General features: G+C 40.9%; 21 protein-coding genes and 1 pseudogene. 8 read left to right on the forward strand and 14 right to left on the reverse strand.

Going from position 1 to position 25131, the window contains the following annotated elements:
• Positions 1 to 139: pseudogene (locus tag L1D46_RS12540) on the forward strand (S1/P1 Nuclease); the annotation flags it as partial.
• Between the two features lie 34 nt (positions 140 to 173).
• Complete coding sequence (locus tag L1D46_RS12545) at positions 174 to 3296, forward strand: TonB-dependent receptor (protein WP_130052421.1); 3123 nt, start codon at positions 174 to 176, stop codon at positions 3294 to 3296.
• A gap of 380 nt (positions 3297 to 3676) precedes the next feature.
• On the opposite strand, the gene L1D46_RS12550 is transcribed toward L1D46_RS12545, so the two are convergent.
• The 5 genes from L1D46_RS12550 to L1D46_RS12570 all read right to left on the reverse strand — a co-directional run bounded on the left by L1D46_RS12550 (position 3677) and on the right by L1D46_RS12570 (position 8601).
• A complete protein-coding gene (locus L1D46_RS12550; RefSeq protein WP_130052422.1) occupies positions 3677 to 4687 on the reverse strand; it encodes an ABC transporter ATP-binding protein in 1011 nt (336 codons plus the stop codon).
• Between the two features lie 11 nt (positions 4688 to 4698).
• The gene (locus L1D46_RS12555; RefSeq protein ID WP_130052423.1) at positions 4699 to 6198 is read right to left on the reverse strand and encodes an iron ABC transporter permease; all 1500 of its coding nucleotides are present in this window, start codon (positions 6196 to 6198) and stop codon (positions 4699 to 4701) included.
• Entirely contained in the window at positions 6198 to 7238 is a 1041-nt protein-coding gene (locus L1D46_RS12560; RefSeq protein ID WP_130052424.1) for an extracellular solute-binding protein, read from the reverse strand. The genes L1D46_RS12555 and L1D46_RS12560 overlap by 1 nt, the downstream gene beginning before the upstream one ends.
• Complete coding sequence (locus L1D46_RS12565) at positions 7238 to 8050, reverse strand: hypothetical protein (RefSeq protein WP_130052425.1); 813 nt, start codon at positions 8048 to 8050, stop codon at positions 7238 to 7240. Before L1D46_RS12565 ends, L1D46_RS12560 begins: the two co-directional genes overlap by 1 nt.
• A 95-nt stretch (positions 8051 to 8145) precedes the next feature.
• On the reverse strand, positions 8146 to 8601 hold the full coding sequence (locus L1D46_RS12570) for a MarR family winged helix-turn-helix transcriptional regulator (RefSeq protein WP_130052426.1): 456 nt from the start codon (positions 8599 to 8601) through the stop codon (positions 8146 to 8148).
• Positions 8602 to 8704: 103 nt separating this feature from the next.
• On the opposite strand from L1D46_RS12570, the gene hmgA reads away from it, so the two are divergent.
• Together hmgA and maiA are read left to right on the forward strand one after the other, a co-directional pair.
• Positions 8705 to 10009 (forward strand): homogentisate 1,2-dioxygenase, encoded by a 1305-nt coding sequence (hmgA, locus tag L1D46_RS12575; RefSeq protein WP_130052427.1) that lies wholly within the window; start codon positions 8705 to 8707, stop codon positions 10007 to 10009.
• On the forward strand, positions 10009 to 10638 hold the full coding sequence (gene maiA / locus L1D46_RS12580; RefSeq protein WP_130052428.1) for a maleylacetoacetate isomerase: 630 nt from the start codon (positions 10009 to 10011) through the stop codon (positions 10636 to 10638). The genes hmgA and maiA overlap by 1 nt, the downstream gene beginning before the upstream one ends.
• Positions 10639 to 10690: 52 nt before the next feature.
• Here maiA and L1D46_RS12585 read toward each other — a convergent pair whose 3' ends face one another.
• Positions 10691 to 10921 (reverse strand): TIGR02647 family protein, encoded by a 231-nt coding sequence (locus L1D46_RS12585; RefSeq protein WP_130052429.1) that lies wholly within the window; start codon positions 10919 to 10921, stop codon positions 10691 to 10693.
• Positions 10922 to 10998: 77 nt separating this feature from the next.
• Between L1D46_RS12585 and L1D46_RS12590 the strand changes: the two genes are divergently transcribed.
• Both L1D46_RS12590 and L1D46_RS12595 read left to right on the forward strand, forming a co-directional pair.
• The gene (locus L1D46_RS12590; RefSeq protein WP_168990036.1) at positions 10999 to 11298 is read left to right on the forward strand and encodes a DUF1496 domain-containing protein; all 300 of its coding nucleotides are present in this window, start codon (positions 10999 to 11001) and stop codon (positions 11296 to 11298) included.
• A gap of 56 nt (positions 11299 to 11354) precedes the next feature.
• Complete coding sequence (locus tag L1D46_RS12595; RefSeq protein WP_130052431.1) at positions 11355 to 11621, forward strand: VF530 family protein; 267 nt, start codon at positions 11355 to 11357, stop codon at positions 11619 to 11621.
• Positions 11622 to 11627: 6 nt separating this feature from the next.
• Here the strand turns inward: L1D46_RS12595 and L1D46_RS12600 are convergent, their stop codons facing one another.
• Positions 11628 to 13250 carry a diacylglycerol kinase family protein gene (locus L1D46_RS12600; RefSeq protein WP_130052432.1) on the reverse strand — a complete coding sequence of 541 codons (1623 nt, stop codon included), beginning with the start codon at positions 13248 to 13250 and terminating at the stop codon, positions 11628 to 11630.
• 304 nt (positions 13251 to 13554) lie between these two features.
• Between L1D46_RS12600 and L1D46_RS12605 the strand changes: the two genes are divergently transcribed.
• Positions 13555 to 14244 carry an anti-sigma factor gene (locus tag L1D46_RS12605; RefSeq protein WP_239977615.1) on the forward strand — a complete coding sequence of 230 codons (690 nt, stop codon included), beginning with the start codon at positions 13555 to 13557 and terminating at the stop codon, positions 14242 to 14244.
• A gap of 178 nt (positions 14245 to 14422) precedes the next feature.
• Positions 14423 to 15520: a HupE/UreJ family protein gene (locus tag L1D46_RS12610; protein WP_130052434.1), complete on the forward strand. Its 1098-nt coding sequence runs from the start codon at positions 14423 to 14425 to the stop codon at positions 15518 to 15520.
• Positions 15521 to 15528: 8 nt separating this feature from the next.
• Here the strand turns inward: L1D46_RS12610 and L1D46_RS12615 are convergent, their stop codons facing one another.
• From L1D46_RS12615 to L1D46_RS12645, 7 genes are all read right to left on the reverse strand, one after another.
• Complete coding sequence (locus tag L1D46_RS12615) at positions 15529 to 16146, reverse strand: TetR/AcrR family transcriptional regulator (RefSeq protein ID WP_130052435.1); 618 nt, start codon at positions 16144 to 16146, stop codon at positions 15529 to 15531.
• 128 nt (positions 16147 to 16274) lie between these two features.
• The gene (locus tag L1D46_RS12620) at positions 16275 to 17678 is read right to left on the reverse strand and encodes an efflux transporter outer membrane subunit (protein WP_130052436.1); all 1404 of its coding nucleotides are present in this window, start codon (positions 17676 to 17678) and stop codon (positions 16275 to 16277) included.
• On the reverse strand, positions 17678 to 20809 hold the full coding sequence (locus L1D46_RS12625; protein WP_239977616.1) for an efflux RND transporter permease subunit: 3132 nt from the start codon (positions 20807 to 20809) through the stop codon (positions 17678 to 17680). Before L1D46_RS12625 ends, L1D46_RS12620 begins: the two co-directional genes overlap by 1 nt.
• Before the next feature lie 12 nt (positions 20810 to 20821).
• Positions 20822 to 21985: an efflux RND transporter periplasmic adaptor subunit gene (locus L1D46_RS12630; RefSeq protein WP_130052438.1), complete on the reverse strand. Its 1164-nt coding sequence runs from the start codon at positions 21983 to 21985 to the stop codon at positions 20822 to 20824.
• Positions 21986 to 22194: 209 nt separating this feature from the next.
• Positions 22195 to 23292 carry an ATP-dependent 6-phosphofructokinase gene (locus L1D46_RS12635; RefSeq protein ID WP_130052439.1) on the reverse strand — a complete coding sequence of 366 codons (1098 nt, stop codon included), beginning with the start codon at positions 23290 to 23292 and terminating at the stop codon, positions 22195 to 22197.
• A 71-nt stretch (positions 23293 to 23363) separates the two neighbouring features.
• Positions 23364 to 23777, reverse strand: a complete 414-nt coding sequence (locus L1D46_RS12640) for a hypothetical protein (RefSeq protein WP_130052440.1) — start codon at positions 23775 to 23777, stop codon at positions 23364 to 23366.
• Positions 23778 to 23864: 87 nt separating this feature from the next.
• Positions 23865 to 25131: cyanophycinase (locus tag L1D46_RS12645; RefSeq protein WP_239977617.1), on the reverse strand; the 1267-nt coding region annotated here is incomplete at its 5' end.

The following is a 25131-nucleotide window of genomic DNA, read 5'->3' on the forward strand; positions in this document are numbered from 1 at the left end:
CTATAAAAACTTACCGATTGTTAAAACTCGCCTACAACAAGGTGGCATAAGATTAGCTGGTTTATTAAATAATTTATTTGATAAATCGGCAAAACCGTTAGTAAAGGCGCTCAAGATGCCAACTGACAGCAAACTATAAATGAAACATAACCTCTAACACGGGAAATAACATAATGAAAATCCAACTCCGCAAAACAGCTCTATCACTTGCTATTGCAGCATGTGTTGGTGTGAGTGGTGCAGCGTTAGCAAATGAAACAACATCTGCTATCAAGGGTCAAATCAAAGGTCCTAGCGGCAACCCTGCTGCAGGCACTAAGATTACAATCGTTCACTTACCTTCAGGTTCAACTAAAGAAACTGAAACGAACGATGCGGGTTACTTCACAGCAAAAGGCCTACGTGTAGGTGGTCCTTACCGCGTTGTTGTAGATTCTGACGTTTTCGCAGATCAAACATTCAACAACATCAACCTACAAGTGGGTGCTGACTACCCAGTTAATGTTACGTTAGAGAGACAATCTGATGTAGAACAAATCGTAGTTACAGGTCGTCCTATCAGCCGTATGTCTGGTGGTACAGGTCCAGCTGCAACGTTCACACTTGAAGATTTAGAAAACCAACCAGCTATCAACCGTGATTTAAAAGATATCGTTCGTATCGACCCACGTGTAACAATTGATGATAGCCGTGGTTCTATCAACTGTGGTGGTGGTAACCCACGCTTTAACAGCTTAACGCTAGACGGCGTTCGTATGAACGATAACTTCGGTCTAAGCTCAAACGGTTACCCAACTATCCGCGCTCCTTTCTCTTTCGATTCGATCGAGCAGGTTGCCGTTGAGCTTGCACCTTTTGATGTTCAATACGGTGGTTTCACATCATGTAACATCAACGCTGTTACTAAATCAGGTGGTAACGAAGTACACGGTGGTATGTTCTTCGATTATACAAATGATTCAATGAAAGGCGATAAAATCGAAGGTGAAGACTACGACAACGGTGATTACACTGAAAAACGTTACGGCTTCAACGTTGGTTTACCACTAATTAAAGATAGCCTTTTCTTATTTACATCATACGAAAAACTTGAAGGTGTAAAGCAATACAACTACGGCGGTCTAGACACAGGTAGTGTTTCAGCAGCAGATGTTGCACGTGTACAACAAATTGCCCAAGATGTTTATAACTATGATGCTGGTGGTATGCCATCAAGCGCACCAGTTGAAGATGAAAAAATCTTAGTTAAACTTGACTGGAACATCAACGATGATCACCGTGCTAACTTAATCTATAACTATAACGATGGTTTTACACTGTCTCAGTCAGATGCTTACAGCAACACTGTTACTTTAGATAATCACTTCTTCAAGCAAAGTGCTGAGTTTACATCAATCATTGGTTCACTTTACTCAGATTGGTCTGATGAATTTTCAACTGAGGTTCGTCTAGGTAAATCAGAATTAGACCAGACAGTTCGCTCTTTAGATGCAGCAAGTAGCTTTGGTGAAATGCAAATTCGCACAGAAGATGGCGGTACTATCTACATTGGTCCAGATGACTCTCGTCAATCAAATGCTCTTAGCTACGAAACAGTGACAGCAAAAATTGCGGGTACATACTACCTTGATCAACACACGATTACTGCTGGCTATGAGTTTGAAGAGTTAGACGTATTCAACCAATTCGTTCAGCACACTCAAGGTGAGTGGCGCTTTAAATCTGTAGATGATTTTGAAGCTGGTTTTGCAGATCGTGTTTATTACAACAATGCGGCTGGTACTAACGATCCAACAGATGCTGCGGCTAACTTCTCTTATGCACAACACACTTTATATGTGCAAGATGAGTACAGCTTCACAGATTTAGATGCAACATTAACGTTTGGTCTTCGTTACGACAAATATACAAGTGACGACAAACCTAACTACAATGAAAACTTTACTAACCGCTACGGTTTCAGTAACCAAGCAACATTCGACGGCATTGACTTAATTCAACCACGTGTTGGTTTTGAGTGGTATGCAACGGATGCATTAGAAGTTCGCGCAGGTGTTGGCCTATTCTCTGGTGGTAACCCGAACGTTTGGTTATCTAACTCATACTCGAATGATGGTATCACTAACATTGGTACATCAATCAGAGGTGGTGTTGACCTATTCGCTACGCCAAACGTAAACGGCGGCACGCCAGGTTACGAAGTACCACAAAGCTTGTACGATCAAGTTGCAAACACAGTTATTGGTTCAGGTGATTCATCTGTAAACGCTGTTGACCCAGACTTCGATATGCCTTCAGAATGGAAATACTCTGTAGGTGCAACATACACAACTGAAGATGAGTATGTATTCTCACTTGATTACTTATTCACTAAACGTAAAGATGCTGCTTTCCTAGAAGACATCGCGTTACAAGATTCTGGTGAAACAACGTTTGACGGTCGTCCAATTCTTGAGTCTAAAGAAGGTCGTCGTGGCGATTTACTACTGACTAACGTAAGTGGCGATAGCGGTGAGTCTCATGTTATCTCTGCTGCAATGAGCAAACGCTTTGATAACGGCATTAGCGTACAACTAGCTTACGCTTACACTGATTCAACTGATGTTAACCCTATGACTAGCTCTGTAGCGAGCTCAAACTACGGTAACTTAGCGACATACGATCCGACTAACCCAGGTGCGCACACATCTGATTACGAGATCCCACATCGTTTTACTATGACATTAGGTTACACAACTGAGCTGTTCGATGGTTACAACACACGTTTCAACCTATTCAGTGAAACGTACAAAGGTCTTCCATACAGCTACACATTTGATGATAGAGACAATGATGTTTGGGGTGATAACAACTCAAACGGTAGTCGTCAGCTAATGTATATCCCTGAAGTGAATGACCCTAACGTTGTTTACAACATGACTCCTGAAGAAGTAACTGAGTTCAACGAGTGGATCTCTGCTCAAGGCCTTGAACGCGGTGAAATCTCTGGTCGTAACCGTCAAAATGCTGATTGGTTCACTAAAGTTAACTTCAAGATGACTCAAGAATTACCTGGTTTCATGCCTGGTCACAAAGGTGAAGTATTCTTCGTTATCGATAATTTAACAAACATGTTAAACGATGACTGGGGCGTACTTAAGAAAGGTAGTTTTGTTGGTAACAGCATGGTGACTGTAGACCTTGACGACCAAGGTCGCTACGTATACTCAGACTTTAACCCTAACAATGGTAAAACTGCAACTCAAAGCAGCGCATCAGTTTGGGAAATGCGTGTAGGTGTACGTTACACATTCTAATAACGAGTTAACCTTGTTATAAAGCAAAAGCCCGCCCCTACTGGCGGGCTTTTTACGTTTTGAGAAAGTTAGCTATTACAAGTTACGAGAGTAAAGCTACTAGGGGAAAGTTAACAAGAGTAAAGCTTCGAGAGTAAAGTTAGAAAGTTACTAGTAGCAGCGATTTTACATCGCGTCCTTGTATCTGAAACCTAATGCCAAAACCTAGAGCCTAATACCTGATAAAATTTCCGTAGGACGGGCTTTAGCTGGTAAAAATAGTAGTTACGAGCTTTAAGAGGAAAGTAAGCAAGTTGCTAGGTAGCTGATTTTACTCGCGTCTGATGGCTGAAAGCTTTCTAAAAAATGCAGGCCAGTGAGACCTGCACAGATACTTTTATTTAAGCTGCGTAAACCGCAAGTGGGTGTGTTGTATTGATAGAAACATGAACTGCATCACCTGGGCGCACCACCACCTCATGACTCACTCGGCTTGTCACTACTGTATCACACGCTAATTTAACAGCGCATAAGCGGCTGCCACCTTCGTAACGGACCCACGTCACTTTACCATTGCTAGTACTCGCATTTTGAATAAGGTGAACATCATCGGGGCGAAGTAATACATCAACCTTTGCTGCATTATGGTCTACTTTAATAGCTGGCGCATTACCTAAATCAGTTGTGGCGATATCACCTTCACAATGGCCAGAGATAAAACTTGCTTCACCTAAAAAGCGCGCAACAAAGCGATTGCTTGGTAAACTAAAACAACGCTCAGGGGTGTCAATTTGTTGAATAATACCTTCTTTAAGTACGCCGACACGGTCACCAACAGATAAAGCTTCTTCTTGGTCGTGGGTTACCCAAATTGCAGGTACACCAGCATCTTTTAATGCATTACGGATATCCCAACGAAGGGTATCTTTTAAAGCTGCATCAAGGTTAGATAAGGGTTCATCTAGTAATACAAACTCAGGATCATGGGCAAGCGTACGAGCAAGCGCTACGCGCTGTTTTTGACCGCCTGATAATGTAGCTGGCTTTTTATTTCGAAAAGCTTCAAGACCCAGTAGCTTAATCCAATGATCTGCTTTTGAGGTATCAGTCAATCTAAAACAAATATTTTGCTGTACCGTTAAGTGCGGAAATAGCGCAAAGTCTTGAAACACCATACCTACTTTTCGCTTTTCAGGTGGTACTTTTAACTTTGGCGTTGCTCGCCATGAGCCTAAATTAATTTCACCTTCGCTAATGGGAATTAGCCCAGCTAACGCTTGTAAAATTGTACTTTTACCACAGCCAGTTGGACCAACTAGCATGAGGATCTCACTTTCCCCAAGTGATAAGTTAAGTTCACTTACCACACGATTGCTACCATAATCGATAGACAGCTTACTAACTGATAGCATTAAACTGATCCTTAATGTTCTAATTGACTGCGTTTTTCACCTGAGAGCATTATAGCTAAGCCACATGCTGATATCACTACCAACAATAAGCCAGGTATTGCAGCACGACCAAAGTAACCGGCTTCATAAACACGCCATAAATAGGTTGATAGGGTTTCGAACCCTGTAGGACCAAGTAACAACGTAGCTTCAAGTTCTCGCATTGATTCTAAAAATACCAAGGCGGCACCGGCAATGATACCGCGCATTGTTAAAGGCAAGGTAATACGCATAAATGCTTCGCGAGGGCTTGCCCCCAGAACGCGTGCTGATTTGATTAAGCTGGAATCTAAATGTTCAGTACTGGTACGCACAGAACCAACCGCCAGCGGTAAAAAACGCAATACGTAGGCAATCACTAATAAGGCTAAAGTTTGGTATAGAAGCGGCAATTGCAGGCCACCATACACAAGAGCAGTACCCATCACGATACCCGGAATACCAAAACCAAAATAAGTTACCCGTTCCATAATACGCCCTACTTTGCCGCTTAATGCAGCATGGGCTACAGGTACTGCAACAACAACAGCCACAGTAGCTGCAATACCAGACGCATAAGCCGAATTCCAAGCTATGCTAAAATCAAAATCAGCAACACCGTCACGGGCAAGCCAAAGGGTAAAAATGGCTAACGGCAAACAAATCGCAAGTACCAAAACAGGCAAAAAAGTCACCAGCATTGCTAATTTTTGACCGTTAGATGGGAATAACATCAGCGGTCTGCCATGGCGCTCAGATGCTGTTTTAATTTGTGACTCAATGAACAGTAAAAAGCCAACTATCACCATTAATTGTAGCGACAACATAGCTGCGCGGCTTAAACCGAATGCGTTATATTCAACATAGATTACACGAGTAAAGGTATCTAAACGCATCATAGCTGGTGTACCAAAATCTGATAAAGTATAAAGTGCAACCAATAATGAACCCGCAGCAATCCCATTTATTACGCGTGGCAGTATTACTTTAAATACACTCATCGGCATCGACATACCTAATGTACGCGCGGCATTAACCATGCTCGCATCAAGGCTCAGTAAAGACGAACGCGTTGTAAGCATTACAAACGGAAATGTATATAGCGTCATTACAATGGCAGCACCAGTTAACCCATACATAGGGGGCGTTTTAAAGCCCAACAGCTGATTTATCTCACCGCCGGGACCAAATGCAGCATACAAAGTAAACGCACCAATATAGCTTGGGATTGCAAGCGGAGCTGCAAACAGAACAAGCCAAAGCTTTTTAAATGGAAGTTGAACATAAGCACTAATAAACGCCAGAGGCACGCCAATTAAAATAGAGCCTATTACCGTTAACACCATAAGTGATAAGGTGTTACCAAGAATTTTTAAATTATGACTATCAAAAACAGCAGCCGCATCACTGGCTAAAGTGATTAAAATATATACTGGCACTAATGCCAAAAGCGCTGCAAGCAGCGCCATGGGATAAGAAGCAGGTATGCGCATTATAAAACACCGCTACTGCGCATAAGGTCGAGAGTTGGCCTTAAATCTGCCAATTGAGTTAAATCGATTTTCGGAGGTGAAATATCAGTTAACGCAGGTAGCCCAGCTGGCTGGTCAATACCTTGGATCAATGGGATTTCATATGCTTCACGAGCTAAGTAACTTTGTACTTCTGAACTTAGTAAGTAACGCATAAAATTCATTGCATTAGGATTATCTGTCAGCGATAAGACACCCGATGCATTAACTAAACAACCTGCATCTTGATTTGTAAAAGCAAGATCAAGGTTAGCATCCGGTTTACCTGCCTTAAGGCGTAATGTGTAATAATGGTTAGCAAAGCCAATATCCACTTCGCCACGTTCAACAGCCATGACGACACCGAGTTCACCAGCATAATTTTTAGAGCGTTTTTGAACTTTTTTAAGCCATTTAGCTGTTTTATCATCCCCCTCAAGTATGCGCATTGCCGTCACGAATGATTGGAAAGATGCGTAAGCAGGTGCCCAACCAATTGATAAATCACTGTCAGCAATTGCCATTATACTATCTGGGATCTGCTCTTTGCTTAGACGCTTAGTGTTATAAGGCAATGTACGAATACGGCCTGTCACTGGTGCCCAGCCAGGATAACGAAACTGCGGCTGTAACTGCGCTACTAAGTCAGATGGTAAAGGTTTAGCTAGACCCGCGTCTGTTACTAAGCCAATAGCACCTGAGTCAACCGCCCAAAATAAATCAGCACGTTTTACACCTGCTTTCGCTTCAGCCACAATCATGTTGGCTAATGCAGCAGTTGGCCCTCGTCGAATAGCTAAATTAAGTTTTGGGTTTTTCTTTTGAATTGATTGCAGTACGTTTTCGTACAAACCACCTTCACCACGGCCTAAATATAATGTTAGGTCACCCTCAAGGGCTGGTAAGTCTTTCACTGAAATTGGGCTTGCAGCAGAGGCTGCAAAGGCACGAGAAAGAGGTAGTGGCATTGCGCCCACTACCCCAAACGCAGCCAGGCCTTGAATAAAGGTCCTACGCTTCACTAAAATACATCCTTACGTGCTTTTTCGGCTTCTTCTAGTAACACCTTAGCGCGATCTAGTTTTTCTTGCATATCAACAACCACTGCACGTACTTGGTCAACAGACCCTTTATCAGAAATAGCTTTTGGCAGGGTTACATTAAAATCTTTTTCGAGAACTTCTACTAACTTCGCATCTTTTTCAATAAGTGTACCTTCAACACCCTCGAATAAATGAAGGTAAGTATCGTGTACGATTTGTGTTGCTTCATCGCTTAAACGTTCTGCATATTTTGCAACAACACGATCTAATTTGTGTTTAATCTCATCGATAGTAGCGCTTTGCGTCATTGTCTCAGAAGCAGTTGCTTTTACAGCTTTTAATAAGCCTTTTTGCTGAAAATCGGCAGCAAGTTTAACAGCTCCAAGACCCTGCCACAAGGCAGCATTTAAGGCCTTTTGGTGCTCACGAACTTCGCTTGCTGGCTTTTTATCATCAATGGCCATTTTGATACCATAAATACCTTGCCAGATTGATGCATAAACCGGCACATAATTAGTTTCAATTGCACTGTGAAACTTAACTGACTCCCAGTATTCAATTAAATCATCGCTTTTAACCGCTTTTGGGCCTTTTGTTTCATAATCGGTAACCATGGTGTCAACTTTACCGATCATCCACTCAACGTCTTCTGAGTAATCTTTTAAATTTTCTTTTAGATGATTAACGTGCTCACCAATTGGACCATTTGCCAATACAGGTTGGGCAATAAAAGTAGATGCTAATACTAGGCTAAGACCTAGTGTTTTAACGGTGTTTAACGCTAATTTCATAGGGGGGACATCCAAATTTCTAATTGTAAATGATAGCCATTATCATATACGTATCGATTGTCTAAATCAATTGCTATAAAGCCTTGATTACAGATTTACACATTTTTATTTAAGTGACTGGAAAGCTTAATAAGAGTGTTCATAAATTGTTTAATTTCTTGGCTATCTAAGCCACTGACTAAACTTGATTGCCACTCATTTGCTAGTGGAACAATTTGTTTATGCAAACCTACTCCTGCCTCTGATAACGATAACAGGTTTGCGCGTTTATCTGTTGGGTTCGCTTTTGCTGCAATAAGGTTTCTTGTTAATAACGACTTTACTGCACGGGACACCGTTGATTTATCCATTTGTGCCATATCACACAACTGTTTAGCAGTGCATTCACCGTATTGAGCAAGATTCGCGACTACTCGCCATTGTGGCACGGTTAAATCAAACTGCTTTTGATATAGCTCACTAAATTGCTCACTCATCTGCATTGCAATATTGGTTAATGAGTAAGGTAAGAACTGCTGTAAATCGAGCTTTGGCTGTTTATCTATTGTCATGGTTACACTACTGTCAAAAAATATTTACACAAGCAAATTCAGTGCGGTTTGAATTTAGTCTCACATGAGAGTATCTTACCTAAAACCTTTCAGGAGTCTAGTGATGAATAACGAATTACAATATATGACAGGCTTTGGTAATGAATTTGAAACCGAAGCATTACCCGGTGCATTACCTATCGGTCAATTCAGCCCACAAAAAGTAAAATACGATTTATATGCAGAGCAGTTCAGCACAACGGCATTTACAGCGCCTCGTGCAGATAACCGACGTACTTGGTTTTACCGCATTCGCCCATCAGTAGTACAAGGTGATTACACGCCAATCGACAATGGCCTTATTCGTACAGCACCTATAACAGAAGTGCCAACACCACCGACAATGCTACGTTGGGATCCAATTGAAATTCCAGCAGAGCCAACTGATTTTATTGATGGTTTAGTTACTATGGCTGCCAACGGCAGTGCCAATGCACAAACAGGTATTGGTATTCATATCTATGTCGCTAATAAATCAATGCAAAACCGTTACTTTTATAATGCTGATGGTGAAATGCTGTTTGTACCGCAAGAAGGTGAACTGTTACTAAGAACAGAGTGCGGAAAACTAACAGTTCGTGCTGGTGAAATTGCTGTTATTCCTCGAGGGATTAAATTTGCTGTTGATTTGCTTACTGATACAGCCCGAGGCTATATTTGCGAAAACTACGGACATGCTTATATTTTACCTGAGCGCGGCCCTGTAGGTGCAAACGGTTATGCAAATGATCGTGACTTCCACTACCCTGTAGCAGCTTATGAAGATATTGAAGGTGATTTCGAACTGGTTGCTAAATTCAACGGCAATATGTTCCGCTGTGATATTGGTCACTCTCCTTTAGATGTCGTAGCTTGGACAGGTAATAGCGCCCCTTATAAGTATGACCTTGCAAGATTCAATGTAATGAATACTGTAAGTTACGATCACCCTGATCCATCAATCTTCACCGTATTAACATCACCATCGGGAACAGAAGGGGTTGCTAATATCGACTTTGCTATCTTCCCGCCGCGTTGGATGGTTGCTGAGAATACCTTCCGCCCACCTTATTACCACCGTAATATTATGAGTGAATTTATGGGCTTAATTGAAGGCGTTTACGATGCTAAAGAGCATGGCTTTGTACCAGGCGGTTCTAGCTTACATAATTGCATGTCGCCACATGGTCCTGAAGCCGATGTGTTTGAAAAGGCATCAAATGCTGAGCTTGAACCACAACGTTACGAAAACACCTTGGCATTTATGTTCGAATCGCGTTACGTTATTTCACCAACTAAATATGCCCTTGAAGGCAAAGAGCGTCAGCCTAACTACACAGACTGTTGGCGCACGATTAAAAAATATTTCACTGGTAAACAGGACGCATAATGAAACTTTATAGCTATTTTCGTTCATCAGCTGCATACCGAGTACGCATTGCTCTTAATTTAAAGAATATTGATCACGAGTTGGTGACTGTAAATTTATTAAAATCAGAGCAGCAAAGCGACGAGTATCTAGCAAAAAACCCTCAAGGATTATTGCCAGCACTTGAAACTGAACAAGGTGTACTTGCGCAATCACTGGCTATTTTAGAATGGCTTGAAGAAGCCCACCCTGAAACACCTCTTTTAACTGGAGATGCTTGGCAAAAAGCTCAAATACGCAATTTATGTTATGCCGTAGCATGTGATATCCACCCTATCGATAATTTGCGCGTATTAAAGTTCTTAGCTAACGATCTTGGTGTTGACGAAGAGGCAAAAACCACCTGGTATAAACATTGGGTAGAAGTTGGTTTTGAGAGTATCGAAAAACTTCTCAATGAAGCGAACACCTTTTGTGTGGGCAACAAACCAACGCTTGCTGATGTGTGCTTAGTGCCGCAAGTATTTAATGCTCTGCGCTTTAAGGTTGATATGAGTAAGTACCCTAAAATTGCCGCAGTTTATGAGCAATGTAATAAGCTTGATGCATTTATTGATGCTGCACCACAAAATCAGCCGGATGCAATTTAAGCTTTTCGGTTATTCATGAAAAAGGCCCGAACACTTCGGGCCTGTATTTTTGTTATCTAAGCGCTGAGTTAATCACACTCACATGGTTAATTAAATCTAGTCCCAAATCAGTTAAGTAGCCTCCATCTGGGCTGTCAGTAATGCCCTTATCATAAAGACGTTGTGCTGCATCTCTAATTGAACTTTCGGCATCGGAGTGAATTTTAATTCCCTGCATTTGTGAATTACGAGGAAATTTTGCAAGTAGGGTTAGTTCGTCGATCATATTTTTATCAAATTGCATGTGTTCACCTTTTTATTATTTATTCCTTGTCATAAGCTTAGTGTAGTTATACAAATCTGCCCAACGGGAGAGGTATTTTGTTAAAGAAAATTTTACTGTTAAGCACATTGTTTATTTTAGTATTTTTAAATAAAGCACTAGCAAAGGAAAATCCAGTGATTGTGCTCGACGGTCAAGAAGCATTGAACAACCAAAAAGTCTGTTGGTATGAAAATAAACGCTATACCGAAGGTGCTTATATTTCTGTTGGTGACATTACGTTAATATGCACCGCCAAACAGCCTAATTTTTCAAACAGTGATTTAGCTTGGCTAAGACTTAATGCTAATGGCGAGATTATTTATCCGAAAAAAGCTAAAACGATTCATGTCAATTAGCTTAAAACCAGCATATAGGTTACTATTGCGCGGTTGCAAATAACCTAAGATTTATCATGGACAATCAACCAAACAATCCATTACATGGCGTTAAATTAGCTGACATAGTTACTAAACTGGTAGAAAAACTTGGTTGGGACGGGATGGCAGCGCACGTCGATGTACGCTGCTTTCAAAATGACCCAAGTGTAAAGTCGAGTCTTAAATTTTTACGAAAGACCCCCTGGGCACGTGAAAAAGTAGAACAGTTATATATTGATACCATTATCAATAGTGACCATGCCGATGATGGCTCTTTCCAGTGGAAAAGCATTAAAAAGTAATCATTGCTAATCTTCAGCAGCTACAATCACCGAAAGCGATTTCGGTGAAATCTCAACATCTAGTTTATCCGCTGTTTTTACCTCACCATCAATAACGTAGCTCAATCCACCTTCTGCGCTCACAGTCACTCGTTTAGCATTTGTGTGATGACTATTAATTGCGAAACTAGTTTGAGTTATACTTGAGAACACTAACTCCGCTATGCTTAAAGTACTCGCTTTAGAGTCGGCACTGGGTGTTAACCAGTTTACATCAAGTAAACCATCTTGATGATCTGGCTGCCCTGCAGATTGAGCAAGTAACGTGGTAAATGGCGCGGCATTGGCAATGATTAAACTTGTAGTATTAATGGTTTTCAGCTCGTTATCGTCAATGGTAACATCGTAGTCTTGCGCTTCATGCTCGCCTAATGCTTGCCAAAAGCCCTGTAAATAAGCCAGTTGACCTGACTCATTTTTTGCATCTCGATGCGCTTTTTCGATCATCTTTTGTTCAAAACCGATGCCCACTAGTAACAACATACGCTCGCCATTACAAACTGCAGTATCAATACGACTATCTTGACCTTCAATAATGAGCTCACAAGCCTGCTCTACTGGTATAAGTTTAGACTTAATACCCATTAAAACATGGGCAAGCGCATTAGCAGTACCCAAAGGAATAATGCCTAGTTTACAATCAGTATTAACAAGCACACTTGCAACTTCAGTTACTGTACCATCACCACCACAAGCAATAACCACATCAGGGCTTAACTCTAGGGCTTCTTTTGCTAGTTGAGTACCATCGACTTCTTCTGAAGTTGTATAAACGGTTAAATCGTAATACTCAGATAAGCGTGATGTTATTTGCTTACGTTTTGATTCCCAAAGCTTTGTGCCTGATACTGGGTTAGCAATAAGTACGGCTTTATTCTTTATTAATAAGTCACCAGAGCGATGTCGGCGAACAAGATGACGCAGCTGACGCTTATTTAGATTGGCTGTTTGTCGAGTCTCTTTAATTTGTGCGAGAATTTGATGTACGTCTGCATCTTTATTTTGGCTAAGTAAGTAAGCTGCCATTACAAATACTGAGCGTCCTCGACCCAGTGCACAATGCACAACGACACGTCTATCTGCTTTTACTTGATGGTCAATCCAATTAATGGCTTGATGTAATTGGGCACGAGTAGGTACGCTGTGATCAAGTACAGGAATATTTAAATAACGAATATTCTCTTGTGTTGAAGACCATTCAAGGCCATCAAATTCGCATGTTACATCTAAAATAGCCGTAATACCCATTTCTTTCATTGAGTCTATATCTGAAGGAAATAACCGACAGGCTAAAAATAAATGTTCATTAATTTGTTGTAGTGGCGGAACTTTGTCGTGCTTTCTCGACCATGCGTTATAAAGTTGTGCTCCCAACAAAAAGGGAATAAATGCCCAACGGATGTAGATGGGTATCACTCCGTTTTCTCGTTTTCTGAAAATACGTGCGATATTAAAAAAGTAAGCGCCGCTAACTAAAAGCAACGACAGAGCAGTCCAATAAAAGAACAGCGCAAAATACACAGTTTCAACCATAATAGCCGCAATTATAAATACAATCGCTAGTGCCAAGTAACTAAAAGCTGCCCACATAATCACTCCTTGTTATTCTAATTGAATAGAACAATGCAAATTTCACTCCAGTTAAATCTACTTGTTAAACACTATTGGCTTTTTAAAATCAATGACTTAGATTCAAACTGAAAACATACCCTTTAAGTTTAGGACATTTTTTCACAACTTTTTGAATAACTTACAATTATTTACATACGCAAAATATCATAAGTTTTAAGGCTGGCTTTCTCTAATAGTCTAAAATTAAAGTTAAGCACACTAGACATTTATATTTAGTGAAGCTTATTTTAAAAACTTAAATCAATCCTGAGCCTAATTCGTTATGAAATACGATGACCACACGCTACTTAATTTTCTTGCAGCAGAATACGTTCTAGGCACATTACATGGCCATGCCCGAGATAGATTTAGCCGCTTAATGCGAACCTCACCACGAGCTCGCTACGCAACCTCATTATGGCAAAGGTATATAAAAAATTTAGAAAACGCGATTGAATCTAACCCACCCGATCAACAAGTATGGGATAAAATATCAAAAAGAATTGACCCGATACTTTTACCGGCAGAAAAGAAAGCAAAAGGCTTTAACTTTTTAATTTTTAATGCTTGGGCTGCTATTGCCTCTGCGGCGTGCGTTGTATTGGTTTTGATTACTTGGCAACCGCAAGAGTCATTTAGCGATAAAATCAGTCATTCAGTTACATTTTATGATTCATCAAATAAGCCTCTTTGGAATTTAGATATAAGCGATCACAGTATTTTACTTAAAGCGGCTAGTGATATGAGTATACAAACTGATTATGACTACCAGTTATGGATCCGTTTAAAAGGCTACCCCAACGCTATTCCTATTGTTTTATTACCAAAAACAGATAGCAAAGAAATTGCCCGCAATGCATTATTTAAACCGCAAAATATTGCGTTGCTAGCGATAAGCCGCGAGCCGACTGGCGGTTCACAATCAGGCTCCCCAAGTGAAATTATTTATACAGCTAAACTTAATGTTAATTAACCATACACAGCCTAAAGATTCATTATTAAAACACGAGCAAAGCCACTATTTCTAAGACAGATGACCTAGCCGTTAAACCTTTGTACTTGCTATAGTAACAGCCCCTTTTTACTTATCTTAAATAAATGCGGTCATTCGAGCATAAGACTTGCCCGCCTGTATTATCTCAGGAATAAAAATGAAAAAGTCGTTGTTGTTTACGCTATTTCTATTGATTTTTAGTTTTACCAGTTATGCCCACCAGCAAAGCACCGCTTACCTTACTTTAGAACAACAAACGAGTCATACACTTTCATTAACTGGCTCTTGGCAAGCCTCTGTGACTGATCTCGATAAAGCAGTAAACTTCGATAAAAATCAGGATAATGTAATTGCATGGCATGAAATTACCTCTCAGCAGCAAGCAATTTTTAACTATCTAAATAGCCATTTGATTGTTTTACAGCAACAACTAAGCTGCAAGATCGCTTTTGAAGGTGAGCTCAGCGTGAATAACCACTTTAATCAATCGTACATTCATGTGCCACTACAAGTAGATTGCCCTTCTGATAGTTCAATAACGATTAATTACACTGCCTTGTTTGAATTAGATGAGCATCATCAAGCAATTGCTGCTATTGCTAACTCAAGCCGCGTGTTTACAGAAAACACGCCAAAACAAGTTATCAACTTTAAAGAGCAAAGCTTTATCACAACATTTGTTGAATATGTACAGCAAGGCATATTACATATTTGGATGGGCACAGATCATATTTTGTTTTTAATCGCTCTATTGCTTGGCTGTGTATTGGTGCGTAAGCAAGGTGAGTGGCAACGTGTCGAGTCAAAAAAACAAATCCTTGTCGATACAGCGTGGATCATCACTGCATTTACGCTTGCTCACTCAATGACCCTCACAGCAACTGCAATGAATATCATATCGCCAAACACACGTTGGGTAGAATTAGGTATCGCGCTTTCAGTTTTATTTGCTGCCGTTAATAACATCTGGCCGATGATTGTACGTTTAGGTTGGATCACCTTCTGCTTTGGTCTATTGCATGGTATGGGATTTGCGAGTGTGTTAGGTGAGCTTGGCTTATCGAATGAATACCAGCTAATGAGTATTTTAGCGTTTAATTTAGGGGTTGAGATAGGTCAACTCGTTATTTTAGCCATTTGTTTACCGCTACTAATGCTACTTAGAAATAATCCCTGGTATAAAAAAGCCATTATGCCAGCAGGATCAGTGCTAATTGCAATTATGGCAATCCAATGGTCTATAGAGCGCTTTTAATGAGCGCTCTATTCAAATGGTAACAATAGAGTTTTCATTGCGGGGCGAAGAGCTTTTAGTAACTCATCAGTATCGAGGTCAGGGTTGAGCATTTTACGCAGTAAAAGGCCGCCCATCACAGAAAACATAACTTCAATACGAGCATTCACTTCATCAAGTGCCGTCCCTTGTAAAGGCCCTCTGTCACCAACTAATAAGTCACGCATAGAATCACGAGCATGGCTATCTGACTCACGTAATAAGTTAGCCACTTTTTCATTGCGTGCAGCTTCTGCGAGCATTTCTAAATCAAGAGCACCTTGATTTAAATCGGTATGGCGTTCAACACCTCTACCCAGGCCATCAAGCAATACAGTGACACGATCGCCGGGTTTATCTGCAAATTCTTTAAAAATTGAGAACATTTCTTCCATGTCACGTTCGACAATTGATTCTATAATTGCCTCTTTGCTGGCGAAGTAATTATAGATATGGCCAGCGCTCATGCCTGCGGTTTTAGAAATTTCCGCCATTCCTGCGCCATGGTAGCCCTTACGTCGAAAACAATCAGCCGCGGCACAGAGCACTTGATTACGTCTTGCTTCGGCAAGAGCAGGGTCATTGTGTCTTTTCGTTTTTTGCGTCATGGTTTCTCCAAGCTTTACTGACTACAGTTAACTTTAATTTAAACAAGGTTTACAGGATCTTAATCTTTGCGGAGAGTCAAAACAACTAAGAACCTGCAAAACCTTAAATAAATTATGCTTTTGCAGATTTATTGCACAGCTTTTTGTGCATTCCAGCCGCCACCGAGTGCTTTATACAAATGAATTTGGCTCGCCAGATACGCTTGCTTACCCAATATTAACTGTTGCCCTGCACTGTACCAATTTCGTTGTGCGTCCAATACTTGCAAGTAACTGTCTGCGCCCTTTTGAAAACGAGCATCCGATAAAGTAAAAGATAGCTCATTACTTTGATACAAGTCATTGAGGGCATCTAACTGATGCATATAACCTTCACGGTCAGCAAGGGCATCAGAGACTTCTTTGAATGCTTGCTGTATGGTTTGCTCATAGCTGGTTAGTGCTATTTCTTGCTGAGATTGTGCAACATCAAGGTTAGCTTGGTTGCGGCCCATGTTAAAAATAGGCAAATTGATAGATGGTACAAAACTCCATGTACCTGAACCTGAATCAAAAAGATTACTTAAGTCAGCAGAAGCCGTACCCGCATTCGCGGTTAAACTGATGCTTGGATAGAATGCCGCTTTTGCCACACCAATATTTGCATTGGCTGCAAGTAAATCATGCTCAGCAGCCTTAATATCTGGTCGTTGAGTAAGCAGTTCTGACGGCAAACCAACCGGCACATCTGGTAAGCTCAGTACATCATCTATACTTTCAGTTGGTAATAAATCCGCAGTGACGGTTTTACCCACTAAAAAGTCGAGCGCATTTTTATCGCGCTTTAACAAGCGCTGATAATTCGCAATATCGACCTTAGCCGTTGCCACAGTACTCTCAAGTTGTGATAGCGTTAACTGAGAAGCAGCGCCAAGAGCAAATGTTTTACGAGTTAGCTCTAAAGACTCTTGCTGAGACTTTAAAGTCTCGTTGGCGAGCGCCAATAGCTCTTTGTCCGTCGCATAGTTAAGCCATGCATTCACTAATTCTGAAATCAAACTAATGCGCACACTGGTTAAACTATATTCAGCTGCATAGAGGTTTTGTAAAGCTTGTTCAGATTGGTTACGTACTTTACCCCAAAGGTCAATTTCATAAGCAGTTAAGCCAACTGTAGCTGAATAATTTTCAGAAATAGTTGCTTGGCCAGTACCAGATAAATCAGCAGGAAGACGCTGACGCGTACCCGACGCATTTAGATCAATGCTTGGGTATAACGCTGAATCTTCAATCTGGTACATTGCTCTTACCTGCTGCACATTTAGTGCAGCAGTTTTGATGTCTTTGTTGTTTTCAAGTGTTAGCGCAATCAACTGTTGAAGTTGCGTATTACTGAAAAATGACTGCCAATTTAGTGCATTGATATCACCTGCTGTACCTTGGATATCATAGTTTTGTGCAACGGGTAATTCACGTTGCTCCATATCTGGCGCCATATTACAGGCAGATAACATAAGTGCAGCAACAGACACTGAGATAAGTTTTACTTTCATTATGCCTGCTCCTCATTGTTTGACTTTGTTTTGCCTGGGAATACACGACGCACTAGTACAAAAAACAATGGCACAAACAACACAACTATGGTCGATGACGCGAGTGTACCGCCAATAACAGCAATACCTAGCGCATTTTGTGCACCTGAACCTGCACTTGATGCAATTGCAAGAGGTAGTACACCGCACACAAATGCCATTGATGTCATAAAGATTGGACGTAAACGCAGGCGAATGGCTGCCACTGCTGCATCGACAAGCTTCATACCTTCATCCATTTTATGAATAGCAAACTCTACAATCAAGATGGCATTTTTTGATGCAAGACCAATAGTGGTTAATAGACCAACTTGTAGATAAATATCATTTGATAAGTTAAATACAAATGAGGCAATCGAAGCACCAAATACCCCTAGCGGTACAATCAGCATAACTGCCGCAGGGACTGACCAGCTCTCGTATAACGCCGCTAGACATAAGAATACAACCAGCAATGAAAGTGCATAAAGTAATGGTGCTTGACCACCACTTAAACGTTCTTCATATGAAATACCTGTCCATTCGAACGACACACCAGGGGGTAACTTCTTAACCATTTTTTCAACTTCGGTCATCGCTTGGCCAGTACTGTAACCCGGCGCTGCAGCACCTTGGATTTCCATCGCAGAGAAGCCATTATAGCGCTCAAGACGCGGTGAGCCATAAGTCCAATATGAATGAGCAAACGCAGTAAATGGTACCATGTCACCATTTGCATTACGTACATACCACTTGTCTAAGTCTTCTGGCACCATGCGCGATTCAGGTGTGCCTTGTAGGTACACTTTTTTCACGCGACCACGGTCAATAAAGTCATTTACATAGCTACTACCCCAGGCCGTCGATAACGTGTTATTGATGTCTGCTTGAGTAAGACCTAACGCTTCTGCTTTCGCTAAATCTATATCAAGCTCAAGCTCTGGTTTATCTTCTTGACCATTAGGACGTACACCTGATAGTACTGGGTTTTGCGCAGCCATACCTAAAAACATATTTCGTGCTTCAAGTAATTTCTCGTGACCTAAGCCAACTCGGTCTTGAAGGTATAATGTAAAACCATTTGCAGTGCCAAGCTCAACAACAGCTGGTGGTGGAAAAGCAAACACGAATGCTTCTTTAATCGTTGAGAAGTACCCCATGGCTTTACCAGCAACCGCCCCCACTGAAAGATCTGGGCGCTGACGCTCATCCCAATGTTTTAAACCAACAAAACCGATTGCCGCGTTTTGACCCGAACCTGCAAAGCTAAAACCTGTTACCGTAAAGATAGATTTAACCGCTTCTGATTGATCTTCTAAGAAGTGATGTTCCATCTTTTCAACAACTTTTAAGGTTTGCTCTGTTGTCGCACCTGCAGGTAGGCTTACTTGGTTAAACAAAATACCTTGGTCTTCATCTGGTAAGAATGCCGATGGTAATTGTGAGAAAATAAACACCATGCCACCCACGATTAAACCGTAAATAAGTAAATAGCGTTTACTATGTTTGATCATGCGAGACACAAAACCTTGCGCACCCGAGTTTGTTTTATCAAAACCACGGTTAAAACCAAGGAAGAAACGACCAATAAATGATTTATTATTGTGAACATGGCTTGGTTTTAAGATGGTCGCACAAAGCGCTGGCGTTAAAATCAATGCAACCAGTACTGATAAGCTCATCGCTGTGACCAAGGTAATTGAGAACTGGCGATAAATAACACCGGTTGAGCCTGGGAAGAACGCCATAGGCACAAATACTGCTGAGAGTACCATCGCAATACCAACAAGCGCACCTTTGATTTCGTCCATTGATTTACGTGTTGCTTCAAGTGGAGACAAGTTCTCTTCGGTCATTACACGTTCAACGTTTTCAACGACGACGATTGCATCATCTACCAGTAGACCAATGGCAAGCACCATAGCAAACATAGTTAAGGTATTAATAGAGAAGCCAAAAACCTGTAAGATAGCAAACGTACCTAGCAGTACCACAGGCACTGCAATAGTAGGAATAAGTGTTGCTCTGAAGTTCTGTAAGAATAAGTACATTACCAAGAACACCAGCACAACAGCTTCAATCAGCGTACTGACAACTTTCTCAATTGAAAGTGATACGAATGGCGTTGTATCGTAGGGAACAACCGTTTTTAAGCCTTCAGGGAAGAAAGGCTCAAGCTCTGCAAGTGCAGCTTTTACGCCATCTGCTGTATCAAGTGCATTAGCACCGCTGGCAAGCTTGACACCTAAGCCTGATGCAGGTTTACCGTTAAAACGAGCTACAACACCGTAGTTTTCACCACCTAGTTCAACATCTGCAACGTCACTTAAACGAACAACTGAACCATCAGTATTAGTTTTTACAAAGATATTTCTAAATTGCTCAGGTGTTTGTAAACGGCTTTGTGCAGTCACTGTCGCATTAAGTTGCTGGCCACTCACTGCTGGCAATGCACCCAGTTGACCTGCCGAAACCTGTGCATTTTGGGCACTGATTGCTGCACTAATATCAGCAGGAGTTAACGAGTACTTGAGTAATTTAGCTGGGTCTAACCAAATACGCATTGCATACTGAGAACCAAACAGCTGTACTTCCCCGACACCGTTAACACGAGAGATAATATCAAGCACGTTTGATGAAACATAATCACCGATATCGATATTATTCATACTACCGTCTTCAGAAACAAATCCTACAACCATTAGGAAGTTACGTGCAGATTTAGCAACGGATACACCTTGACGTTGTACTTCTTCTGGTAATAACGGTGTTGCCAACGACAGCTTGTTTTGTACTTGAACCTGTGCGATATCTGGGTCTGTATCCGCAGTAAAGGTTAACGTTAGAGTAGCTGAGCCATTAGATTCTGACGTTGACGACATGTAGAGCAAGCCATCTAGCCCTTTCATTTTTTGTTCAATAACCTGTGTAACCGTATCTTCTAGAGTACGGGCCGACGCACCAGGGTATGAGGCTTGAATACTAATTGCAGGCGGTGCAATTGATGGATATTGCGCAACTGGCAAACTTCTAATTGCTAAGATACCTGCCAGCATAACTACGATAGCAAGTACCCATGCAAATATGGGCCGATCAATAAAAAATCGTGACATTAAGTTTCTCCGTTACTGGCTGTTAGCTGCTGATTCTGCAGGCATTGCATTGACTGGTGCACCTGGGCGGATTTTCTGTAAACCTTCAACAATCAACTTATCGCCATTGTTTAGGCCGTCTGTCACTAACCAGTTTGAACCAACAGTACGATCAGTTTTAAGCACGCGTGCTTCTACGGTGTTGTCTTTGCTTACAACCATGGCAGTAGGCTCACCTTTGGTATTTCTACTGACACCGCGCTGTGGTGCTAAAATCGCATCATTTTTGACACCTTCAACAATCACTGCGCGAACATACATACCAGGCAGAAGTAATTTTTCAGGATTAGGAAATTCAGCACGTAAGGTGACTGAGCCAGTGCTTGGGTCAACCGTTACTTCTGAGAATTGTAACGTGCCTTTATGTTGATAAGTGCTGCCATCTTCCATCTTTAATTCAACTTTTGAATGTAAAGCAGCATCTTTATCAAGCTCACCGGCAGCGATCGCTTTTTTCAAACGTGTTAATTCACTGCTCGATTGAGTTAAATCAACATAAATAGGATCTAGCTGAGTAATTGTTGCTAACGCAGTTGCTTGATTAGCGCTAACTAGGGCACCTGCTGTTACATCTGATTTGCCAATTTGGCCGCTAATTGGTGCTAATACTTTGCTATAGTTCAAGTTAATTTCAGCTGTTTTAAGCTGCGCCTGAGCTGTTAGTAAGTCTGCTTTTGCACCTTTATATGCAGCATCTGCTTCATCATAATCTTGTTGGCTTACAGCTTTGATACTCAACAACTCTTTGTAACGTTCAGCTTTTGCTTTGGCATTAGCAATACTTGCTTGAGCTTTAGTAATAGCAGCTTTACTGGTAGCTACTTCAGCTTCAAATGTAGACGGATCAATTTGATATAAGGCTTGGCCCTTTTCAACTTCAGCACCTTCAACGAACATACGCGACTGGATAATACCGTTAACCTGCGGACGAATTTGCGCGATACGTGAAGCAGCAACACGACCTGGTAATTCTTTAGTTAGCGTAAGAGGTTTGCTTTGCATCTCAATAACGCCAACAGGTACAGCTTGAGCTGCCTGCGTTTGCCCTTGAGCCGATTCTGATTGGCCGCAGCCTGATAATAAAACAGCACCAGCCAAAGCTGACACTGCAAAAAATGGAATGCGAGAGCGCTGCATGTGTATTTCCTTAGTTTAGAGTGAACGATCATTCTAAACTAAAAAAGGCACAGATCAACCATATTTAAATAACTTTACATTAAATAAATAACTTGCTGTAAAGCATGTTTTGTTCAAAAGAAATAAAACGAATAGAAGGTTTGATATTATAACTGATAGCTTGTTAAAAAAATCGTTTTAAAACTATCAGTTATAGTAAATTCGCTTGATTAACTGAGCTCTTCGCCTAAGCACATACCCATTGCTCGAGCGCTTGAAATTAACGAGTGTTCTAAAGGAATAACACGATATTCAGAGGTAGCTTCTTTTAAACTGATTGGTTTAATTTCTCCGTCTTTACTGACAGGAATAAAACCAAATCGGCCATGTTTTACAAGCTCGAATGCTTGCACACCAAATTCGGCTGCTAATACTCTATCGAACGCATTAGGTGTACCACCGCGTTGAATATGGCCTAGTACTGTCACTCTCACATCTAGATCAAGTGCGACTCGTATTTGTGAAGCCAAATGCTCTGCAATACCACCAAGAATTGGGTTTTCATAACCAAACTCATTTGATTGTTTACTCACTACACTGCCAGCAAGTGGTTTAGCCCCCTCTGAAATTACGATGTTGGCAAATCCATGCCCTTTGTCAAAACGTGATTTAAGTTTTGCTTTAATCGCTTCAATATCGTAAGGAATTTCTGGAATAAGGGCTACTTCAGCGCCTGCTGCAATTGCTGAATGCAAACAAATCCAACCTGCATCGCGACCCATGACTTCAGTTACAATCACCCGGTTGTGACTTTGTGCTGTTGGTATTAATCGATCAATGGCTTCTGTGGCGGTGTCGACAGCAGTCTGAAAACCTATTGTGTAATCAGTGCCATATAAATCATTATCAATGGTTTTTGGCACGCCGACAATATTTAAGCCATGCTCAAATAGATGCTGAGATACTCTGTGTGAACCATCACCACCAATATTAATAACGGCATCAAAACCAAGTTGCTTAATAATACTGATTAACTCATCAGAGCGGTCAATAAACACTTGTTCACCTGCTATTTCAGCAGGAAATGCAGTTGGATTACCTTTATTAACTGTTTCTAGAATTGTTCCACCTCGAACATGAATACCAGCCACCACTTCACTAGTTAAGTGTATAATATCATTTGGTTTTTCAAGCACACCACAATATGCTCTTCGGCTACCATACACCTGCCAATCGCCATCATGTTCGGCTGCTTTAACCACCGCTCTGATCACTCCATTAAGCCCAGGGCAATCACCCCCACTTGTTAATAGCAGTAATTTTTTCATCGTGTTACCAACTTCGTTCACTGATTAATTACAGATTAGCTTATATATTGAACTTTCGCGTATGACTTACATCAACTAAAACGCGGTTTTTTATGTGTAGAAAACAGCGCCACAAAAAGCACTAGTAATACATACTTAGGCAAACTAGTCAGTAAAGTGGTGTTATCAATATTTGCAGAAAAGGTGTTAAGAGCAAAATATAAATGCAGCGCTAAAAATGGTGTCAGCAATATAAAATATGAATACGCTTTGTCTCTAAGATACAGCGACTTACTAATGAGTAAAAACACTAAAAGTAAAGCTAATAAAGGAAGGCCTAAAGTAACGATATCAACCATTGATAAAGCAAAGTTAGGTGACAAGTCATAAAGGGCTGAGAGTACTTCAGTTGGAATCGCAATAGCTGATCCATAACCAATAACGGGTATAGATAAATAGGCAAATAAACAGCCAAAAATAGATAAAAGTAGTACGTTATATTTCATAACTCCATTCCATGGTTTGTTCATTATTAGTCTTACGCTAACTAATAATGAACAAATAATCCACTACTTTTTCAGTATCTTATACTGTTAAAAGGTCTTAACTTTAAAGGCTAGGTTTTCTACCGCACAGCCTGTACTACTTGTGTTTACACGGTAATAATGAGTGTTTTCAGTAGCATTTAAATCCAATAAAAACTCATCATGCTGTGCTACTGCTTGTTGCTCTTGTGTTAAACACATAGCTTGTACAAGCGAGCGTAATTTAGCATCTGAAAATATGGTGCCGAAACGCTGCATCGGCAGTGGCGGAATTTTAATACTTGGGAGTGCATTATCAACAGTTCGTTTAGCTAAGTTAAAGCCATCCTTTGTTACATCAATAACCGTACCTACAGGCCAATAACTAATAGCTCCGCTATTTTTAGCGTCTGATTGAACATGCACAACACCGCTTTTACCAATCACTGTCATTAAGGAAGTTCCACCAGCTCGTATTGATACAAGCGCTGTAGTTTCATCAACCCCAAAGCCATGTTTTTGCCCTGTATCTGCCAATAATCTAGCTAAACGCATTGTTCTGTTGCGCTCGCTAAAGTGTGTATCAAGAACACCGTACGTAAAGCTACCTAGCCCACCTTGTTTTTCATAAGTTAGGCTATCAGACGAAAGCTTATTACTGCACTCATTTTCACAGCGCTCACTTGGAGGTGAAACAGCAAACGAGCCTTCTCTCATTGCCGCTAAACTTGTACCATTTGAAATCATCGGCACTGAACCATATTCATTTTTACCACCACTTTGCACAGCAGTGCCTGCACTTGTGCCAACAAGTAATGGTCTTTGTAAAATTGCGTGAGTCCAAGGATATTGCTTACCGTTATCATCAAACAGTACTTTTCTGGTTAAACTCTGATCGCCACCGTTAAACATCATCCCCGTCGCGTTTTCAATCAGTTTAACTAAATGATCTACCCCTTTATCACAAAGCGCTTTTTCGGCCTTAATTCGATCAGGGTAAATTGTCTCACGATTAAAAACACCCATAGAGTCAGTGCGTAAAGAATCCAAACTTTCACATTGCTTACTCGTAATCGCTTTTGCTAAGGCGGGGGTTAGAGGTAACCAGCTTGATTCTACTCCCTTAAAGTTTAATAGCCCTTCATAAAAGTCAGCTGATTCATATGGATCTCGGCTAGAGGCTGTAACAGCCAAAATTGTTGGTGATTTGGTGGTTGTTTTTAATGAAGCAGCAACAAAATCTAAAATATCTGTAGTAGAGGTTTCTGTAGTTAAGTCTTTATACACTCGCTCTGTAATTCTTTGGTTTTGTTTATTAAGAATAACAGCTTCTAAT

This window comes from Pseudoalteromonas sp. Isolate3, assembly GCF_022398505.1.
GTDB classification, from domain to species: Bacteria; Pseudomonadota; Gammaproteobacteria; order Enterobacterales; family Alteromonadaceae; genus Pseudoalteromonas; species Pseudoalteromonas apostichopi.

What these genes read in the sequence shown, in the direction of transcription:
- L1D46_RS12565 (WP_130052425.1), bottom strand. Translation starts at nt 8,050, where the DNA reads ATGAAATTAGCGTTAAACACCGTTAAAACACTAGGTCTTAGCCTAGTA.
- L1D46_RS12635 (WP_130052439.1), bottom strand. Translation starts at nt 23,292, where the DNA reads ATGAAAAAATTACTGCTATTAACAAGTGGGGGTGATTGCCCTGGGCTT.
- L1D46_RS12595 (WP_130052431.1), top strand. Translation starts at nt 11,355, where the DNA reads ATGGACAATCAACCAAACAATCCATTACATGGCGTTAAATTAGCTGAC.
- hmgA (WP_130052427.1), top strand. Translation starts at nt 8,705, where the DNA reads ATGAATAACGAATTACAATATATGACAGGCTTTGGTAATGAATTTGAA.
- L1D46_RS12585 (WP_130052429.1), bottom strand. Translation starts at nt 10,921, where the DNA reads ATGCAATTTGATAAAAATATGATCGACGAACTAACCCTACTTGCAAAA.
- L1D46_RS12625 (WP_239977616.1), bottom strand. Translation starts at nt 20,809, where the DNA reads ATGTCACGATTTTTTATTGATCGGCCCATATTTGCATGGGTACTTGCT.
- L1D46_RS12620 (WP_130052436.1), bottom strand. Translation starts at nt 17,678, where the DNA reads ATGAAAGTAAAACTTATCTCAGTGTCTGTTGCTGCACTTATGTTATCT.
- L1D46_RS12550 (WP_130052422.1), bottom strand. Translation starts at nt 4,687, where the DNA reads ATGCTATCAGTTAGTAAGCTGTCTATCGATTATGGTAGCAATCGTGTG.
- L1D46_RS12570 (WP_130052426.1), bottom strand. Translation starts at nt 8,601, where the DNA reads ATGACAATAGATAAACAGCCAAAGCTCGATTTACAGCAGTTCTTACCT.
- L1D46_RS12545 (WP_130052421.1), top strand. Translation starts at nt 174, where the DNA reads ATGAAAATCCAACTCCGCAAAACAGCTCTATCACTTGCTATTGCAGCA.
- L1D46_RS12630 (WP_130052438.1), bottom strand. Translation starts at nt 21,985, where the DNA reads ATGCAGCGCTCTCGCATTCCATTTTTTGCAGTGTCAGCTTTGGCTGGT.
- L1D46_RS12610 (WP_130052434.1), top strand. Translation starts at nt 14,423, where the DNA reads ATGAAAAAGTCGTTGTTGTTTACGCTATTTCTATTGATTTTTAGTTTT.
- L1D46_RS12555 (WP_130052423.1), bottom strand. Translation starts at nt 6,198, where the DNA reads ATGCGCATACCTGCTTCTTATCCCATGGCGCTGCTTGCAGCGCTTTTG.
- L1D46_RS12640 (WP_130052440.1), bottom strand. Translation starts at nt 23,777, where the DNA reads ATGAAATATAACGTACTACTTTTATCTATTTTTGGCTGTTTATTTGCC.
- L1D46_RS12600 (WP_130052432.1), bottom strand. Translation starts at nt 13,250, where the DNA reads ATGTGGGCAGCTTTTAGTTACTTGGCACTAGCGATTGTATTTATAATT.
- maiA (WP_130052428.1), top strand. Translation starts at nt 10,009, where the DNA reads ATGAAACTTTATAGCTATTTTCGTTCATCAGCTGCATACCGAGTACGC.
- L1D46_RS12605 (WP_239977615.1), top strand. Translation starts at nt 13,555, where the DNA reads ATGAAATACGATGACCACACGCTACTTAATTTTCTTGCAGCAGAATAC.
- L1D46_RS12615 (WP_130052435.1), bottom strand. Translation starts at nt 16,146, where the DNA reads ATGACGCAAAAAACGAAAAGACACAATGACCCTGCTCTTGCCGAAGCA.